24 protein-coding genes and 2 pseudogenes are annotated in these 16,226 nt (G+C 65.2%); 20 read left to right on the forward strand and 6 right to left on the reverse strand.

The window, feature by feature from the left end:
* Window positions 1-312: 312 nt before the first annotated feature.
* Window positions 313-1,473, reverse strand: a complete 1,161-nt coding sequence (locus tag AC3IF3_RS30895) for a YihY/virulence factor BrkB family protein (RefSeq protein WP_489231848.1) — start codon at window positions 1,471-1,473, stop codon at window positions 313-315.
* Window positions 1,474-1,588: 115 nt separating this feature from the next.
* Window positions 1,589-1,915 carry an HU family DNA-binding protein gene (locus tag AC3IF3_RS30900; RefSeq protein ID WP_489231850.1) on the reverse strand — a complete coding sequence of 109 codons (327 nt, stop codon included), beginning with the start codon at window positions 1,913-1,915 and terminating at the stop codon, window positions 1,589-1,591.
* A 108-nt stretch (window positions 1,916-2,023) separates the two neighbouring features.
* On the opposite strand from AC3IF3_RS30900, the gene AC3IF3_RS30905 reads away from it, so the two are divergent.
* Window positions 2,024-3,079: a double zinc ribbon domain-containing protein gene (locus AC3IF3_RS30905; protein ID WP_489231851.1), complete on the forward strand. Its 1,056-nt coding sequence runs from the start codon at window positions 2,024-2,026 to the stop codon at window positions 3,077-3,079.
* Between the two features lie 22 nt (window positions 3,080-3,101).
* Here AC3IF3_RS30905 and AC3IF3_RS30910 read toward each other — a convergent pair whose 3' ends face one another.
* Window positions 3,102-3,638, reverse strand: coding sequence for a DUF2059 domain-containing protein (locus AC3IF3_RS30910; RefSeq protein ID WP_489231853.1), 537 nt, complete (start codon window positions 3,636-3,638; stop codon window positions 3,102-3,104).
* A 390-nt stretch (window positions 3,639-4,028) separates the two neighbouring features.
* On the opposite strand from AC3IF3_RS30910, the gene AC3IF3_RS30915 reads away from it, so the two are divergent.
* From AC3IF3_RS30915 to AC3IF3_RS30930, 4 genes are all read left to right on the forward strand, one after another.
* Window positions 4,029-4,823 (forward strand): helix-turn-helix domain-containing protein, encoded by a 795-nt coding sequence (locus AC3IF3_RS30915; protein WP_489231855.1) that lies wholly within the window; start codon window positions 4,029-4,031, stop codon window positions 4,821-4,823.
* A gap of 50 nt (window positions 4,824-4,873) precedes the next feature.
* The gene (locus AC3IF3_RS30920) at window positions 4,874-5,629 is read left to right on the forward strand and encodes a sigma-70 family RNA polymerase sigma factor (protein ID WP_489231428.1); all 756 of its coding nucleotides are present in this window, start codon (window positions 4,874-4,876) and stop codon (window positions 5,627-5,629) included.
* A 318-nt stretch (window positions 5,630-5,947) separates the two neighbouring features.
* The gene (locus AC3IF3_RS30925) at window positions 5,948-6,157 is read left to right on the forward strand and encodes a hypothetical protein (RefSeq protein ID WP_489231427.1); all 210 of its coding nucleotides are present in this window, start codon (window positions 5,948-5,950) and stop codon (window positions 6,155-6,157) included.
* Window positions 6,157-6,405 (forward strand): hypothetical protein, encoded by a 249-nt coding sequence (locus tag AC3IF3_RS30930; protein WP_243971336.1) that lies wholly within the window; start codon window positions 6,157-6,159, stop codon window positions 6,403-6,405. Before AC3IF3_RS30925 ends, AC3IF3_RS30930 begins: the two co-directional genes overlap by 1 nt.
* A gap of 5 nt (window positions 6,406-6,410) precedes the next feature.
* Here the strand turns inward: AC3IF3_RS30930 and AC3IF3_RS30935 are convergent.
* Window positions 6,411-6,752 (reverse strand): annotated as a pseudogene (locus AC3IF3_RS30935) (hypothetical protein); the annotation flags it as partial.
* On the opposite strand from AC3IF3_RS30935, the gene AC3IF3_RS30940 reads away from it, so the two are divergent.
* Entirely contained in the window at window positions 6,723-7,079 is a 357-nt protein-coding gene (locus AC3IF3_RS30940; RefSeq protein WP_489231856.1) for a helix-turn-helix domain-containing protein, read from the forward strand. The pseudogene AC3IF3_RS30935 and the gene AC3IF3_RS30940 sit on opposite strands and share 30 nt — an antisense overlap.
* Before the next feature lie 156 nt (window positions 7,080-7,235).
* On the opposite strand, the pseudogene AC3IF3_RS30945 reads toward AC3IF3_RS30940, so the two are convergent.
* A pseudogene (locus tag AC3IF3_RS30945) lies at window positions 7,236-7,640 on the reverse strand (phage tail tip lysozyme); the annotation flags it as partial.
* On the opposite strand from AC3IF3_RS30945, the gene AC3IF3_RS30950 reads away from it, so the two are divergent.
* From AC3IF3_RS30950 to AC3IF3_RS31005, 12 genes are all read left to right on the forward strand, one after another.
* On the forward strand, window positions 7,570-7,950 hold the full coding sequence (locus tag AC3IF3_RS30950) for a hypothetical protein (RefSeq protein WP_489231875.1): 381 nt from the start codon (window positions 7,570-7,572) through the stop codon (window positions 7,948-7,950). The pseudogene AC3IF3_RS30945 and the gene AC3IF3_RS30950 sit on opposite strands and share 71 nt — an antisense overlap.
* Window positions 7,947-8,228 carry a hypothetical protein gene (locus AC3IF3_RS30955; RefSeq protein WP_489231857.1) on the forward strand — a complete coding sequence of 94 codons (282 nt, stop codon included), beginning with the start codon at window positions 7,947-7,949 and terminating at the stop codon, window positions 8,226-8,228. The genes AC3IF3_RS30950 and AC3IF3_RS30955 overlap by 4 nt, the downstream gene beginning before the upstream one ends.
* Window positions 8,225-8,578, forward strand: coding sequence for a hypothetical protein (locus tag AC3IF3_RS30960; protein WP_489231859.1), 354 nt, complete (start codon window positions 8,225-8,227; stop codon window positions 8,576-8,578). The genes AC3IF3_RS30955 and AC3IF3_RS30960 overlap by 4 nt, the downstream gene beginning before the upstream one ends.
* Window positions 8,579-8,589: 11 nt before the next feature.
* Window positions 8,590-9,036 (forward strand): hypothetical protein, encoded by a 447-nt coding sequence (locus AC3IF3_RS30965; protein ID WP_489231860.1) that lies wholly within the window; start codon window positions 8,590-8,592, stop codon window positions 9,034-9,036.
* A gap of 85 nt (window positions 9,037-9,121) precedes the next feature.
* Complete coding sequence (locus tag AC3IF3_RS30970; RefSeq protein ID WP_489231861.1) at window positions 9,122-9,370, forward strand: hypothetical protein; 249 nt, start codon at window positions 9,122-9,124, stop codon at window positions 9,368-9,370.
* A gap of 63 nt (window positions 9,371-9,433) precedes the next feature.
* Window positions 9,434-9,871 carry a DUF5681 domain-containing protein gene (locus AC3IF3_RS30975; RefSeq protein ID WP_489231862.1) on the forward strand — a complete coding sequence of 146 codons (438 nt, stop codon included), beginning with the start codon at window positions 9,434-9,436 and terminating at the stop codon, window positions 9,869-9,871.
* Window positions 9,868-10,209, forward strand: coding sequence for a hypothetical protein (locus AC3IF3_RS30980; protein ID WP_489231864.1), 342 nt, complete (start codon window positions 9,868-9,870; stop codon window positions 10,207-10,209). The genes AC3IF3_RS30975 and AC3IF3_RS30980 overlap by 4 nt, the downstream gene beginning before the upstream one ends.
* Window positions 10,210-10,217: 8 nt before the next feature.
* A complete protein-coding gene (locus tag AC3IF3_RS30985) occupies window positions 10,218-10,439 on the forward strand; it encodes a hypothetical protein (protein ID WP_489231865.1) in 222 nt (73 codons plus the stop codon).
* A gap of 208 nt (window positions 10,440-10,647) precedes the next feature.
* Window positions 10,648-11,349 (forward strand): response regulator transcription factor CtrA, encoded by a 702-nt coding sequence (gene ctrA / locus AC3IF3_RS30990; RefSeq protein ID WP_489231867.1) that lies wholly within the window; start codon window positions 10,648-10,650, stop codon window positions 11,347-11,349.
* A gap of 92 nt (window positions 11,350-11,441) precedes the next feature.
* The gene (locus tag AC3IF3_RS30995) at window positions 11,442-11,960 is read left to right on the forward strand and encodes a Ros/MucR family transcriptional regulator (protein ID WP_489231869.1); all 519 of its coding nucleotides are present in this window, start codon (window positions 11,442-11,444) and stop codon (window positions 11,958-11,960) included.
* A 119-nt stretch (window positions 11,961-12,079) separates the two neighbouring features.
* Window positions 12,080-12,316: a hypothetical protein gene (locus AC3IF3_RS31000; RefSeq protein WP_489231735.1), complete on the forward strand. Its 237-nt coding sequence runs from the start codon at window positions 12,080-12,082 to the stop codon at window positions 12,314-12,316.
* 855 nt (window positions 12,317-13,171) lie between these two features.
* Window positions 13,172-13,408 carry a hypothetical protein gene (locus tag AC3IF3_RS31005; protein ID WP_489220693.1) on the forward strand — a complete coding sequence of 79 codons (237 nt, stop codon included), beginning with the start codon at window positions 13,172-13,174 and terminating at the stop codon, window positions 13,406-13,408.
* Between the two features lie 91 nt (window positions 13,409-13,499).
* Here AC3IF3_RS31005 and AC3IF3_RS31010 read toward each other — a convergent pair whose 3' ends face one another.
* Window positions 13,500-14,399, reverse strand: coding sequence for a tyrosine-type recombinase/integrase (locus tag AC3IF3_RS31010; protein ID WP_489231871.1), 900 nt, complete (start codon window positions 14,397-14,399; stop codon window positions 13,500-13,502).
* Window positions 14,400-14,596: 197 nt separating this feature from the next.
* On the opposite strand from AC3IF3_RS31010, the gene AC3IF3_RS31015 reads away from it, so the two are divergent.
* Together AC3IF3_RS31015 and AC3IF3_RS31020 are read left to right on the forward strand one after the other, a co-directional pair.
* Window positions 14,597-15,463: a nucleotide-binding protein gene (locus AC3IF3_RS31015; protein ID WP_489231873.1), complete on the forward strand. Its 867-nt coding sequence runs from the start codon at window positions 14,597-14,599 to the stop codon at window positions 15,461-15,463.
* A gap of 61 nt (window positions 15,464-15,524) precedes the next feature.
* Window positions 15,525-15,842, forward strand: coding sequence for a hypothetical protein (locus AC3IF3_RS31020; protein WP_489220696.1), 318 nt, complete (start codon window positions 15,525-15,527; stop codon window positions 15,840-15,842).
* The last annotated feature ends 384 nt before the right edge of the window (window positions 15,843-16,226 follow it).

The raw sequence follows: 16,226 nt of genomic DNA on the forward strand, positions 1-16,226 counted from the left end.
CTTGCCGTCAGGTCGTCACCAGGGCGCTAGGTTGCCGGTCTCGAGTAGCTCAAGCGTGACGGCGGTCGCATGAAATGGCTATGGTGTGCCTCGTGCCGCGCCGATCTTGCCAGAACCCCGACAACTGCCGTGCTGCTGGCCGTGGCGGCCCCTGCCGAACCTGCGACGCGGAGGCGATCGCGCGCCGCGCCGTCCTGCTGCGTGAACGCATTCTCGCGAACCGAGCCGAGGGGCGTTCGCCATACGCCCGCCGTCCTGCCCAGGGCTCGGGCCAGGAACAGGGGTCGAGCCTCGAACCCTGACGGGGGTTGGCTATCTGACGGCCGCCCCGACGCTATCGGCCATCTTAGCTCCCCGTGTACCGAGTGGTTGAGGCTCGCCCACGGTGGTGTCCTCGGCGGTTTGGTGTTCCATCTCGGCATTCAGCTGGGCGCCCAGCAGTACGATCGTCGTCGAGATCCAGATCCAGGTCATGAACCCGATCGCTGCACCCAGCGAGCCGTAGGTCTTGTTGTAGCTGCCGAAGTGGGAGACGTACCACGAGAACAGCAGCGAGCCCCCCAGCCAGAGCACCGCTGCTACGGCGCTCCCGCCAGTGACCCAGTGCCAGCGTGGCGCATCTCGGCTCGGGGCATAGCGGTACAGCACCGCCAAGCCGCCGAGCACGGTGACCAGGAGCACGGGCCAGCGCAGCAGGGCCAGCCACCATGCGTCCTTGCCGATGCCGATGAACTCGAACACGACCGGCAGCGCCACGACCGCGACTAGCGCCAGGATCAAGAACAGCAGTGCGCCGGCCGTGAACGCCAGCGAGATGAGGTTGAGCACGACGAAGTTGCGTTTCTCGCGCTCGTTGTAGACGAGGTTGAGCGCGTCGAAGATATGCTTCATGCCGCCGTTGGCGCTCCACACCGACAGGGCGACGCTGAGGAGCAGGCTCAGACCTAGCGTCGCATTGCCCTTCTCGTTGAGGTTCTTGACCTGGTCGCTGAGGATGTCGAGAGCGCCCTGGGGCATGATGCCCTGCAGGCTGGCGAGCTGATCGTTGATGGTCGAAGCATCCGCCACGAGACCGTAGACGGACACCAGGGCGGCGATAGCCGGGAAGATCGCCAGCAGGGCGAAAAAGGTGACGCCGGCCGACACCAGCAGGATCCGGTTCTCGCCCACATCACGGTAGGTACGTAGCGCGATGTCCTTCCAGCCTTTCGCCGGGATCTCGGTCGGACGGGTAGCTTGGCGTCCGCGATCGGCCTGAGTACGAGCTACCTCTTGGGCCTCTTGGCCGGAATGTGAGGGGGACGCCTGCCGTGCATCACCTTCACCCTGGGCGTCGCTGGGCTTGCGCGTCGTCGAGCGCCTCGGCAACGCGACGAGACCGAGGAGGGCGGTGGCGAGCGCCAGCGTCCAGACCGTCGAAGCTTGTCCCCCAGGCTTGCGGGATGGTCCAGGGTTTGGTGGAAGAGGAGCCATGGCCCGGTCTCTGCCTCGCGGACGGATGCTGAAGATCGCCGCCACAACAATGAGCCGTCAAACCACGTTGCAGGAAATGCTGCGTTATTTCTGGGGTTAAGGCCCGATCGGGCGGTCAGGAGGCCCGTAGCAGGCGCCCCGCCTCGCGCTCCTGGTCTGCCGGCCTGAGGTTCAGCCGCGCCCGCATGGCCTTACCCGGCTTGAACTGGACGTTCCGCTTGGCCACGACGACGACGCTCTGGCCCGTGCGCGGGTTGCGACCCATGCGGGGGCGCATCTCCCGCGTAGCGAACGTGCCGAAATCGCGTATTTCCACGCGGTCGCCGTCTGCCAGGGCACGGGTGATGCGGTCGAGGATGGCGCCGACCACCGCCTCGACGTCCTTGGCGTAGAGGTGCGGGTTCTGCGCGGCGATGCGGGCGACGAGCTCGGATCGGATCATGCGGCATCGATGCTGTAGAGGAGTGGCTTCCGCAATCCAATCTGGACTGCTGTGCAGCCTTTCGGGCATGCCTCGGTATCTGCGCACGGTTCAGTTGAGGGTCGCTCGTTGAGATCAACTACCAGGCTGCCCGAGCGGTCGTTCACCCTCGTCCTTTGGCTCGTCGCCCTCGCCTTCGCTGGCTTCCTGATCGGACTCGGATCGCTTGTCGTTGGCGACCTGCCACAGGTTGAGCATCGCTACACTCTCGACCAGTTCCTCGACCGCGGGCAGACGGACGCGACCGCTGCTGCACTGAAGCAGGTTCGTCGCGAGCGCGCCGTCAATCAGCAACAAGCGGAGCGGACACAACTCGCCCTGGACGCAGCGCGCTCCGCCTCTGAAGCCTCGCATGAGACCTTCGCCAACTGGTTGAAGACCCGCAATGCTACGCAGCGCGTCGATCAGGATCCCGGTCTCGTCGCTCGCACGCAGCAACTCGATGCGCTCAAGGCTGCCGAACGAACGGTCGAGGAGCAGCAGGAAGGTCTAGCCAAGGCGGATCTCGGCCTCGCGCAGCGGGAGACCGAGCTGGAGACTACCGATAGCGAGCAGCGCGCTGCCGCCCAGCAGAAGCTCGACGCGGCTGAGAGCGGGCAGGAGCTACGTGTCTTCGCCTACCGCCTGGCCCTTACCCTGCCGCTGCTGGCGCTCGCGGGTTGGCTGACGCTGAAGAGGCGGCACACGCGCAACTGGCCGTTCGTGTGGGGCTTCGCGCTGGCGGCAGCCTTTGCGTTCTTCGTCGAGCTGGTACCGTACCTGCCGAGTTACGGCGGCTACGTTCAGTACGGCGTCGGGGTGGTGGTCACACTCGTGGCGGGCCGGGCGGCAATCAACGCTCTGCAGGGCTATCAGGAGCGGCAGCGCGCCGCCGAGGCACGGCCCGACGAGGAGCGGCGAACCGAGATCGCGACCGATCAAGCCCTACTGCGCCTCGCCAAGAAGGTCTGCCCGGGCTGCGAACGGCCGATCGATCTCACGAACCCGGACGCCAACTTCTGTCCGCATTGCGGGATCGGCGTATTCGAGCGGTGCCCAACCTGCGATCACCGCAAGAGCACCTTCGAGCGGTTCTGTTACGCCTGCGGCAACCGCGCGAGCGAGGTGGCTGCGCCGGTCACCTGACGAGGTCGGCAATGTCGGCCGCTCAGTGCGGCTTTGCCTGCCCACCCGGCACCCACCCGTGAGCCTGGACGGCCTTGACGATCTTGGTCTGCAGCTCGGGCATCACCGACTGCATCCACTGCTGCATGCCCGTCAGCTGTACCTGCGCGAGCTGCGGCTGTGCGGCTGCCAGGTGCTTGCCGGCAGGCGTAGCGTAGAACGTGGCGATCGCCTGCAGGTCGTCCTTGCCGAGTACGATGGCAAAGCCGCGAGCCTGCATGTCAAGCAGCTCGTCGTAGTGCGCGGTCAGGGTCGGCATCACGACCTCCTGCACCAGCACCTGCGCCTTGTCCGGCTCCTTGATGCCGAGCTGCTGCATCATGCCCACCATCGGTGCAGCCATGGCGCTGAGCGTCGCGGTGCGATCGCCTTGCATCTGCGCGACCGTCTCCCGCGCAACCTTCACCAGAGCTGGATCAGGGGCGGTCGTAGGGGCAGGCTTCTGGGCCGATTGAGCGAACACAGCGCAAGGCAGCGTCGCTCCGAGGCACAGGCCGGCAAGAACGGTCGAAAGGCGCATAAGACGGCTCGCTTGCTGTGGTGGCGCGATCCGGCTGTGTGGCAGACCGCTGGTTCAGCAGCATACGGCGGCATCGATCGATGTCGACCGCTGGGATGCCAAAGTTGACTTAACCGTGTCGCCCAGCCGACATGGGCGGTCACGGTCGCACCCGTCCTAGCGAGTCGCGGCTGCCATTCAGGAGACCATCGCCGCGAGATAGACCCTGAAAAGCCAACAGCCTCTTCCCGGCAAGGAAGAGGCTGCTGAAAAACCTGGGGCCTGGTGGGGCCGGTGTCGAATACCCCCCACAAGCCATGATCTCCCCTCGGGAGTCAAGACGGAACCCGCTTCCGTCAACGGGAAGGCTTTGCCTGGACCCTAGCCGCGGCCCGTGAGGGACCGGGTTCGATGAACTATGCCGATGAGATCCGCCGACAGGCGGAGGCGGCTCCGTGCGCGGCGCTGCCAGCCATCACGGCGCTGCTGTGGCGCGCCTATGGGGAGGGGAAGGTCACGGAGGCCGAGGCCGAAGCTCTGTCTGGGCTGATCGAAACGCGAACGCTGTCCAAAAATGGACCGCGATCCGGACAGAGCCCGAACTCAGGGGGAACAGCCAAGCATTCGATCGACCTGCCCGCGCAAAAATGCGTGGGAAGCCCCAGGAGGCCCGGCGTCGGCTCCCGGCCACGCACGGGCGCCTCGATGGAGCGCCGCCGCCGCTGGGCAGCCTCTGGTCGCATGCCGCTCGGTCTCGCCGCCAAGTTCACCCACGCCGAGCAAGGCGTGCTCGCCCTGGTCGCTGCCGAGACCGCGCGCCGGGGCGACTGCCGGCTGGCGGTCGGGCACATCGCGGCGATCGTCGGCGTGTCCGAGACCACGGTGCGCAACGCCATTCGGGAGGCGCGTAAGCTCGGGCTGGTCACGGTCGAGGAGCGCCCTGTCACTGGCTTTCGCAACCTGCCGAACATCGTCCGGATCGTCTCGGCTGAGTGGACCGCCTGGCTGCGCTTGGCCCGGAAGGGATCCATCCCTCAGGGGGGAGGGTGCAAATCCCCGCAGCGCACGCCTACTGAAGTTCTAGTCCTGTCAGAATCGGGGAAAACGGAACCAAAGAAGGGCTGCCGACGGGCGGCGGGCGACGCCGATCGATCAGACCGTGCGAGAATCCGCGCGGTTGGTCGCACTGGCCGAGCTATGCCGTGAAGACATGTACCTGGCCGTTCTATCGAACGATCTGAACAGGGCGCTCCAACTTGGCTTCTCGAACGACCATAGAACCGACCGAAGCCGAGGGCGCAGACGAGGCCGCATCCCGTGCGCTTGACGTCATCCTCTCGGAGCCAATCCGACGGCACCTCGGCAGTTTGATAGCGGCAGTCTATGGGCTTGAGGATCAGACCGACGCCGAAGCGAGCGCTGTCGAGCGCTTCGCGGATCTCCTGGCCAAGCTCGATGCAGATGTCGGTGCTGCCCATACTCGCAACGACACTGAGTTCCAGCAACTACTCCTCGCCACAGCGGCATCGCTCAGGCGTTTCGCCTTATCGCTCTGCCGGGACAGATCTGCAGCCGAGGATCTCGTCCAGGAAACCCTCCTCCGGGCCTGGAAAAACAGGCACCGCTTCCTTCCAGGAACGAACCTTGAGGCGTGGACCTTCACGATCCTCCGCAACTTCTACTACACCGGACAGCGCAAGCATCGTGAGGTTCAGGACGACGATGGGAGCTACGCGGCCCGCATGGTCACCTTGCCTGAGCAATCCAGCCGCCTCGACCTACAGGATGTCAGCGCAGCTCTCGACCGTCTCAATCCAGTGATGCGGGAAGCCCTGATCCTCATCGCAGTGGAAAACATGAGCTACGACGAAGCGGCCGCGGTCATGGGTTGCCAAGTCGGGACCGTGAAGAGCCGTATCTGGAGGGCCCGGGACCAGCTTGCGCGGATACTCGGCTACAACGGTGCCGAGATCGGTACTGACGCCGTGATGCTCTCAGCAAACGCAGGGTAGGGCATGCGCGCATCATCTTCCGTGCTGTCTGTCGTCAACAGGACGGCGTCGTTGGTCCGACACTCGCCGAGCGCACGATAACTGCAGCCGATGACGATGCGGCGGTCGCCATCGCACGCGATCTCGATTTGGATTTCCAAGCCCTCGGCGCGAACGCTGTCTACCTCCGCCCCAGATGGCCGAGCGATTTGGAGCTTGCACGCGCCAAACCCGTGCTCAAACAGCTGAACAATGGTCGAAATTGCGCCGCTGCATCGCTGGTTTGAACCCGCAGCCGATATGCCCGGTTGAGGCTGCATGTCAGAGCCGAGCCGAAACATGGATCATCATTGCGACTGTCTTCAGCGCAGGCTCGCCCTCAACATCCTGCTCGACGAACAGGTTATTGCCGCGCTTGCGAGAGCGACCGCCGCTCTGCGTGAGAAGGATGACCCTGCCGTGCTTGACCTTGAGCGTGTGATCCGCACACACCGGATCGGCATCTTGAAGCAGCGGGCCGTCTTGGGGGCTGCCGGGATCGACGTGTGATGGACCAGCGCCGCCTCTACGTCGTCCGGGGCGCTGCCAAGAATGGCATCATTACCTACAAGTGCCCGACAGCGGAGTGGGCGCTACGCAAGCTCCGTGACTTCAAGGCAGCCGGGCGACAGGACATCACGATCACCGATCCGGATGGTGTCTCGTTGACGGAAGCCGACCTGATCGGCATCGTGGATGGCTCGGACGGAGCACCGGCTAATGCCTCGGCGATGGCGGTTCCTCAGACCGCGCGTTGATCGGTTCAGGCATAAGGTCCGCCGAACAGGTCGCCGAGCACTTTCCGCCGGAACAGTGTGCGCCAGCGTCGCCTCTGATGCTCCGGCCAGTCGTGGATCATGTGGCAGCGCTGGCAAAAGGCCGCGAGGTTGGCGTCCGCATTGTTCGAGGTATCGTGATCCCTATGCGCGGCAGCTAGAACGACCCAAGTCCGGCGAGCGCGGCCGAGGATGTCGGCCTCCGCAGCTATCCGAATCCGCCTTCCCCAGCCATCGCGCCAGCGGCTGGACTCGGCGTCCCACCAGTGCCCGTCGCCGAGGTGGTAGACCATTCGCCCATGCGGCCGCCCGCAGCTCTCGCAGCAGCCTTCCTCGACGGGCTCACCGGGCGTCTGTCGGCATCCGCGCCGTCGCCACCGCCCCCAGCTGCGCCAGCGTCATCGACCGCCCCGCCCGAGCCGGCCTCGACAGACGAGGCAGACGTCGAGCTGGCGGACCTACCGGAGTCCGGTACCGACCAGGATCCGGCGAGCGACGCCGAACCCGTCCAATCTGGACAGCAACCCCGCACCCGCGAGGAGGCTCGCGCCGCCGTCCGCGCCCTCCTTGGCGAGGGCCTGACCGATCGCGAGATCGCCCGGCGGGTCGATGTCTCGCCCTCTACCGTCGCCGCCGTGAGGAAAGCCAGCGTATGACCGCGCGCAGGTCTCACGTATAAGGTCGTCGCGGACGATCTGCCCCATGCCAGCCATGGCTTTCCCAAGGTCGCCAGCCGATCCCTCGATGGCCTGCCAGCCACGGGCGGTCTGAGGGCTATCGTAGAGCTGGTCTCCCGGCTTGGCCCGACCTTCAGCAATCGCGGCCTTCGCCTGCCAGCGGGCATCGTAGGGGTCACCTCCCTGAGCCTTGATCCAAGCCGCGATCTTGGGCCAGCGGGTGCCATCCCACTGGAGCAGCCCGGTATGCCCTGCGTTCGAGGCTCGCGGGTTGAACGTGCTTTCCTGCTGCGCCGATCCCATCACGGCCGCGACGCCTTCAGGAGGCAAGCCCGCTTTCTTCAGCTCGTCCATCACGGCGGCCGAGCCCTCGCCCTGAGCCGCCTTACCGGTCCCCATGCCGAGGCGGTTCATCACAGCCCGGCGCCCACGGGCGAAGAACGCGCCCCCCTCGTGCACGCGCACGCCCGTGAGCGAGCAGAGTGTGCAGGGTGTGAGCGGCGATAGCCTTGAAGCTGCCGCCGACGCCCTGCTGCGCATCGTCGTAACCGGTGAGCGGGAGCGGAGCGCCGTCGCCAACTCAGATTGGGCGCCTCGCCGTCCCTGGACCGACACCCTGGCACCCCCGTCGACCGACGACCTCGACGTGGCCGGCCTCGCCGCGGACCCGATCGGCGCCGCATGCCGTGCCGAGCTGCGCCGGATCGGGCATGCGCTGCATGCCGCCAACCCGGACGAGGACTTCGTCGCTCTTGAGGTGGAGATCGCCGAGATGGATCCGACGCATACGGGTTGGCGCGCGATGGTCCTGGAAATGGCGTGGCATGGGATCGGAGGGCCGACGCCGTGATTGCCGCCCTCCCCGATCCGCCGACGCCGGCCAGCATCCTCACCCTGATCCAGGGCATCGAGCGCCACGGGCCAGCAGCCCCGGCCGCCATCGCCTTCCGGTCTGCCCTGTTCCGAGCCGGCCTTGAGGCGGACGCGGCCGGCGGTCTCGCCGCCCTCGATAGGCTGATGGATGCAGCCGCGGCGGTAGATCCCGACCGCGCGGACGCCCGCACCGCGATCCTGCGGGCTGCATGGGCCGATCTGCTTCCCGGACCTAGTGGGAGGGCTCGGCCATGACCCCGCGCGAGCAAGCCGCCTTCACCGCCGGCATCGAGACCGCCCGCCAGATGGCGCTCACCGCGGCCGTGACGCTGGAGGTTCGAGCCGACGCCCGAGAGGTCCGCCAGCAGGCCGCCGTCGCGGCGCTCCACGGTCTCGCGGCCGGGCTGCACGCGGCGTTCATCGCCCCGCCGGCCGAGACCGATCCCCTGCACCGCATCATGGCGACGATCGCCACGGCCCCGGCCGAGAGCGGCGCCGTCGAGTGCCCGACGTGCAAGGGCCGGCTGGCCTGGGCGCGGGACAGCGGCAACGGCCACCTTCACGGTCGGTGCGAGACGACCGGATGCCTCCGGTGGATGCAGTAGGGAGCGAGACCATGGCGGTGACGGTCACAGGTGGCGACAAGCTCGAAGCGCGGTTGAAGGAGATGGCATCCGACCTACGCCGCGCCTCAACCGTGGAGGTTGGCTGGCTCGACGGGGCGACCTACCCCGATGGGACGCCCGTCGCCCTCGTGGCCCTCATCAACGAATTCGGCAACGCGGCTCACGGCCAACCGCCGCGCCCCGCCATCCGCAACGCCATCGCGGTCAAGGCGACGGAGTGGCAGGCCAAGTTCGCGGTGTTGCTCACGGCCAACAGCTACGACACGGATAAGGCGCTCGCGCTCATGGGTGAGGTCATCAAGGGCGACCTACAGCAGGCCATTACCGAATATTCTGGGCCGCCGCTGAAGCCGTCCACGATCCAGCGGAAGGGGTCGGATAAGCAGCTCGTGGACCAAGGCATTGAGCTTGCCGGCATCGACTACCGGGTGAAGTGAGGAAAGACTTCGAACCGCGATGCCGCGAAAGCTTAAATACGGTATCGCGGATTTCATGCTATGAGGACGCGGAATAGGTAGCGCCATGAGAGACTTGAACGCCCGCGTCCGGAAGCTGGAGAGCACCATCCGCGCCCCTGAGCGCAGGAAGGTAGTGCTCTGGGCTATCGAAGGCCCGAAAGATCTACCGGAAGGTGCGGCCACCGCGTTCCTCCGGGAGTGCGGTCATGACCTGCGAGACGAGGACCACAACATCATCCGGGTTGTCATCGGCGCCAAGGATGGGCGGCCGGTCGACCTGCCGTTGAGGGACATCACGGCGAGGTGCGAGTGATGAGCGCGCAACCTGTATTTGGCCTGTTTTTACAGGCCACGGCGGCCCGGGAGATGACGACCGATGCCCCGTGAAGAAACACAGTTCGGATCAGGGCAGAGCGGCAACCCGGGCGGGCGGCCTAAGGGTTCGCGCAACCGCACCACCCAAGCCGTCGAAGCGATTTTGGACGGCGAGGCCGAGACCCTGACCCGCAAGGCTGTCGAGATGGCCTTAGATGGCGATGGCCCGGCGATGCGGCTGTGCCTCGATCGGCTATGCCCACCCCGGAAGGACAGGGCCGTCACGTTCGACCTGCCGGAGATTGAGACGACGGCGGACCTCACCCGGGCAACCCGAGCCTTGCTGCAGGGCGTAGCGGACGGCGAGATCACCCCGGCTGAGGCAAGCGAGCTGTCCAAGCTGGTCACCGCACACATTGAGGCGGTGAAGATCGTGGACCTCGCGGCCCGTGTCGCGGCCCTAGAGGAAACCAAGGAAGCCAAGGGAGTCGGGCGATGAAGGATCCGCTGACGGAACGGGTGCTCCGATTGGAAGCGCAGGCTATGCCCCCCACGGCCGGCAAGCACCTCACCTTCCAGGTTGAGGCATTTCAGGGGATGCCAGCCAGCGACGTCGTCTCCTTCCTGCGGGATCGTGGCCATGCCATCGGCGCAGACGATGAGGTCTTCCTGATGAACCTCGGCGCCCACACGGTGGCGGCCGGGGATCCAATCCGGGATCTGTCACCGACGCTGCTCACGGAGGAGGTGCGCGCTGCGGCCCCGCCGGCGGGCCAGTGGCCGAAGGGACGCGGTTGGTTCACCTTCAAGCTCGAAAGCCCGGGGCTGAACGCATGACCATGCGCTTGAGCGAGCGGATCGCCCGGCTTGAGGCGGCTCGCAGGACGGTGCCCGTCCGGCTGACGCCCGAGCAAACCGCCGATGCCGCCCGCCGGTATGAGGCGACATTGTCCGAGGATGGTCCGGTGTCTCCGGAAGCCGCAGCATACTTCGCGACCGCGACCCTGCATCAGCTCGCGTCCGACTACGATGCCATGCTGAAGGGCGCTCTGGCGCCGTGGGAATGACCCAAGGCCGATGTTTCGCGAATTGGCAGCGTTGGGTCGCGCAGGGTCGGGCTACCGTCAGCAACTGCGTGCTGTGCCTCACCAGCCCAGAGATGACCGCCGACGAGTGAGCGGCCCGGTTTGTCACCAAGCACTGAACAGCATAGACTCTTATTAACGGTTTAGTATCGTTGAGAAAGTATGAGGCACCTCAGGCCAAGGTGGTGTCATGCGCATTCTGTTGATTGAAGACGATACCACCGTCGCGCAGAGCATCGAGTTGATGCTCAAATCGGAAAGCTTCGTCACCTACACCACCGACCTCGGTGAGGAAGGTGTCGACCTCGGCAAGCTCTACGATTATGACATCATCCTCCTCGATCTGAACCTGCCCGACATGTCGGGCTACGAGGTGCTGCGCTCGCTCCGCGTGTCGAAAATTCAGACCCCCGTCCTCGTCCTGTCCGGCATGGCCAGCATCGAGGACAAGGTGAAAGGTTTGGGGTTCGGCGCCGACGACTACCTGACCAAGCCGTTCCACAAGGACGAGCTGATCGCGCGCATCCACGCGATCGTGCGCCGATCGAAGGGCCACGCCCAGTCGGTGATCACCATCGATGATCTGATCGTGAACCTCGACCAGAAGACCGTCGAGGTCGGCACTGCCCGGGTCAATCTCACCAGTAAGGAGTACCAGATGCTAGAGCTCCTGGCCCTCCGGAAGGGCACGACGCTCACCAAGGAGATGTTCCTCAACCATCTCTACGGCGGCATGGATGAGCCCGAGCTGAAGATCATCGACGTATTCATCTGCAAGCTGCGCAAGAAGCTCGCCAACGCAAGCCAGGGCAAGAACTACATCGAGACCGTCTGGGGCCGCGGCTACGTGCTGCGCGAAGGCGCACCCGAGATGCGAGCGATGGCAAGCTAAAAATCAGCAGGTAGAAGCGAAAAGTCCTAAACGTGCATTGATTAGTTGTGTTCGCTGGCGCAGATGGCTTGCTTCACTCAAGCAGGTGCGCCGTGAACGAGAACACAGGGACCATCGAGGCTGCTGCCACCGATTATTTAGAACTCACGGCTGACATCGTATCGGCCTATGTGTCCAGAAATTCGGTACGGCCTGCCGACATGGCGGAGTTGATCGCCAGTACGCACGCTGCGCTCACGGGGCTTGGTAATGCCGGCGCACTTGCTGCTCCTGCCACTGAGAAGATCACCCCCGCCCAGATCCGGAAGTCGATCACGCCGGACGCGCTGATCAGCTTCATCGACGGCAAGCCGTACAAGACCCTGAAGCGGCACCTCAGCAAGAGCGGAATGACGTTCGAGGAGTACCGAGAGCGCTTCGGCCTGCCGCGAGATTATCCCTCCACGGCGGCCAGCTACTCGGCGCAGCGCTCGGCACTCGCCAAGAGCTTCGGCCTTGGCCAGCAGCGGAAGAAGGCAGCTGCGAAGGCTGCTGAGCCCGCTGAGACCGTCTCCGACAAGCCAAAGAAAGCTGGGCGGCCGCGGAAGGCCGAGGAAGCTGTAGACGCCTAAGATCAGGCGATCCGGCTTCTGCTTCAATCATTTGACGGCGCAGGTACAGATCAGCGAGATTAGGAACGACCTGCCCGCTGCTCTCCATAGATCCAGTAGGCACCTCTGGGAGGATTGCCATGGGTCTGACTGCTTTCGTGTTCTTCGTCGTCCCGTGGATGGTGCTTGCGTTTTGGCTGTTCCGCCTTCCAAGCGCTGTCCACCTCGGTACCTCTGCCACTCCCTGGCGCGCACTCACGGACTATCCCGATCCGCCGCGCGACCAGCACCACGAGGTCAACCCCTACAACTCCGGCGTCAACGATGGGACCGGCAAGGCAGGCGGCGATAAACACAGCCCGCTCATCAATCCCTAAGGGCATATCCGGACACTCGCTCCGTCGCGGCATCTGATTGCCGCACGCGTTCAAGAGCGTCTTGCGCTTCTTTTGCCACAGCAGAGTTAGATCATCAGAATAAGACGGCTTTTTGTTTTAAGTTTTAGAAAGTCGTCAAATTTCCGATTTGAGATCTTGAACGTGTGCAACGTTGGTGCGTCAACGCTGAGGACCAACGGCTTTGGCACCGCCTGCGCTGGCGATATTTTCTCCTCCCGAGCCGCCAGCGCAGGCCTCCGATATGGAGGCGTCCGACATGGCCTACAGAGTCAGGATCGATCGCATCGGGAAGGTTGGGGTGCCGCGGAGCGCGCCCCGAGTTTACCAAGCGACGGACGAGGCGGACGCTATCACGATCGCGTTTTACGAGGTGGACGGTAGTAAGCCCGATCGTCCCCGTGTCGCCACGGTCACCGATGCCTCCGGGCGCATGCTGTTCACCTATTCCGGTCGCGCCAGTGTAGCTCCTCCAACATGACCGCGAAAGAGCGCGAGGATCCGGCGCTCGACGACCGCGATGCTAGAGCCCTCATTAGCGTGATGCTCGCGTTCCAGGTCGCGGTCCTGGCGGTCGCGATGCTATGGCTGTGAGGTCTGACCTAGTAATGGCGCATATCTTTGCCGCATCGTCATCGAGCCGCCGCCGGGGTCTGCTGCCTCGACCTAATCCGCCAATCCCTTTTTGACACGTCAGATGTTCAGAAACCACTCGCTTTTCATCGAGGTACAACGGTCATTGATTTTCCGCGAACAGATGTGAGCAATTGGCCAGAGTAGACTGTCATCAACAGCGTCAGGTGGTATGGTGTGCAGTACCGGAGTGGAGGATCAGCTATGAATGCTGCACTGCCGCAGGAGCGACTTGGCGAAGTTAGCGCGATGGCGGTGACGCTTGCCGATCGCATACTGATGGAGCGTTTGACGGAGGGAAACCTCCCAGTCGCAAAGGCGAAAACGCTTTGGATAGCTTCTCTGCTGCTGGAGGAGAACGAGCAGCCGGTGCCGACGATCGTGACGGAAGTTCTTGCGGAATTTCGTCATTCCAAGGCCGCAAACGATGCTGAACCTTAGAGAAGCGTTCCCCGAGAAGTCCATGCCGACACCGACGCGCGTTCGCGGCCGTCTCCTGCGCCCGTTTCGGGCTGCTGTTACAGCCTGACACTTACACACCCAGGAACCGTGCCGAGCTCTCGCTCGGCCTAGCGTGCAGGTACCGTCCCGTCGTCGCCACCGAGGCGTGCCCGAGCGTTGCCTGAACCAGATGGATCGGCGCGCCGCGGTCGAGGCTGTGCGAGGCGTGGGCATGCCGAAGCCAGTGCGCCGAGACTTCAACCGGCAGACCGGCGCGAGCCGCCGCAGCTTTCACGGCCCGGTGGACCGCGCTCGGGTCGAGCGCCCCACCCTTCCGCGAGCGGAACACCGGCTCATCTGCCGACCAAGTTGCCAAGTTTGCGACTTGCTCCTGCCGGAGCGCCGTTAGCACCTTCCACGTCGAGGCGGACAGGAGCACGACCCGCGTCTTGCCGCCCTTGCCGAACACTGTCGCTTGCCCGGCCTCGTCGCGCGCCATGAGATCGCGCCACCGCAGCCCACAGGCTTCCGAGATGCGTAGCCCGCCGCCGTAAAGTACGGTCAGCAGCACCCGGTTTCGCAGCCCCGGCTCTTGCCGGATCATCAGGAGCGCGTCGGACTCCGACATGATCCGTTCGGCCAGAGTGTTCTTGATCGGCGGCACCTTCACGGCCGCGCCGATGTTGAAGCGCAGGAACCCGACCTCCTGGGCGAACGTGAACAGCGACTTCAGGGCCGCGGCCGTCAGCGCTACCGTCGCCGAGGACTCCGGGCGGCTCGCGATGAAGTCCTGCAGTTCGCCCATCCGCACCGAGCCGAGCGGCTTGCCGACATGGGCCAGGAAGCGCCGCGCCTCGCGCTCGTAGTTTCGGCGCGTGTTCCGACTGGACGATCGAGCGAGCCACAGCCGGATCATCTGAGTGTCGTCGTCGGCCTGGGCTGGCGGCCGGGCCTCGACAAGGTTGGCGATCGGAACGAGGGCTGTGCTCATGGCAGCGGCTCGCCATACCCGGGCAGGGGACGGCCGGCCAGCCGGCAAGCGTCGATCCAGAACTGAGCGGCTTCGCGAGTGGGGAACTTCCGCTCGAGACCGGACACACTGACATGCCAAGGCCCGCCGGGATGCGACTGGGTTGGACCTATGATCTCCATGCCCGCAATCCTCCCCCTCCAAGCCACGATCGAAAAATGCCAACGCAAGATAATGTCTCTTGTCTTGCGTCCGCGAGTGTGCAGGATCTGCGGGCCCGCGGCAAGCCTGCCAGCCGGGATGCCTGCATACCTGCAAACCGGCTTCACGCCACTCCGCAGAAACGGCATCGAGGCAGACAGGCAGAGCGCATCCGCGGGCTGAAGGTGTGCCGCTATTCCGGCATTCCGCGAGGCAGGGAAGCCGCGATGCATGTGATCCTGGTGGCGACCCAGAAGGGCGGTTCGGGCAAGAGCACCCTGTGCGCTCACTTCGGCGCGTTGGCCGAGCGCGAGGGCCGCACGCTCCTGGTCGACGCAGATCCGCAGGGTTCACTGTCGTTCTGGTACAAGCGGCGCGCGGCCGAGACCCCGCTGCTCGCCAAGGCTGACGGCAACACGATCGCCGGCATCCTCGACGCGGCGGCCGCCGATGGCATCGCCTGGGCCGTCGTCGATAGTCCGCCGCACAACGCTCCGCTAACCGCGTCTTTGATGTCCCGCGCGACCGTCACGGTGATCCCCGTCCGACCGGGACCGTTCGACCTCGACGCCGTGGCCGCGACTCTTGCCATGGCCCGCAGCCTCAAGGCGCCGATCGCCTGCATCATCAACGCGGCGCCGCCGCCGACACGGGAAACAGAGACCTCGATCGTCGCCGAGGCTCGGACCATGCTCGCCGACATGGGCGCACCCGTGCTGCCCGGTCAGGTGTCGCAGCGTGCCAGCCTCTCGCACGCGCTCATCTCCGGCCAAGCCGTGAACGAGTACGACCCCGAGGGCAGGGCGGCCGGCGAGATTGCGGCCATGTGGTCCGCGGTCGCCGAGCTGGCCCGCAACTTCCCCCGCAAACCGGCAAGCCGCTGACGCGGTAAGCCGTCATTCCTGCATCCCTGCAAAGCTGCATACCGCTAACGAGGCATCCGAGATGGCCGCACCGAAGCGCCCAACCCTGTCGAGCATCGTCGAGCCGAAGGGGCGCCCGCCCGAACCGCTTCCTACAATTCAGGCCGAGGGCCATTCGCCGGACGAGACCGCCGAGGCCGATCCGATCCCGACCGCTGGCCCGGCCGACCTCAAGACGATGCAGGTCCGCGTCAACCGCGCCGGTTGGCTTGAGATGTCCCGCCTTGCTCAGGACCGAGACGTTCCGCTGGAGACGCTGATGGTCGAGGCGTTCAACGACGTGCTGACCAAGCACCGCAAGCCGCCGGTGGTCGAGCGGCGTCAGCCGGTGAAGCGATGACGCTGGCCGGCGCCCTCGCGGCGGTACCGGGGCTCGCCGCGATCAGGGCAGCAGGTACCAGGCTGCGTGCCGCGTGGCTCTGGTATCGCGCCAGCCTCGTGCCGCCTGACCCAGGATGGGGGCCGGATCTGTCCGAGCCCGTGGACCCGTACATGCAGCAGATGGGATGGATTGCAGCCCTCATAACCGCTAGCAGCACCAGCGCGGCGCTCAACGCCAGCGCCGCCCGTTGGACGGCTGTGGCCGTCATTCTCGCAGGCCCACAGTCTGCCGCGGGATTCCTCGCATCCGCGTTCGGGTAAAACCGCGTTACCTGCAAAGCGTGATGCAGGCTTGCAGGTATTAAGGCTTGCCGTATGTCAGGGCCACCAGCCGCGGCACGTG

It is taken from the genome of Methylobacterium sp. J-118 (genome assembly GCF_057836565.1).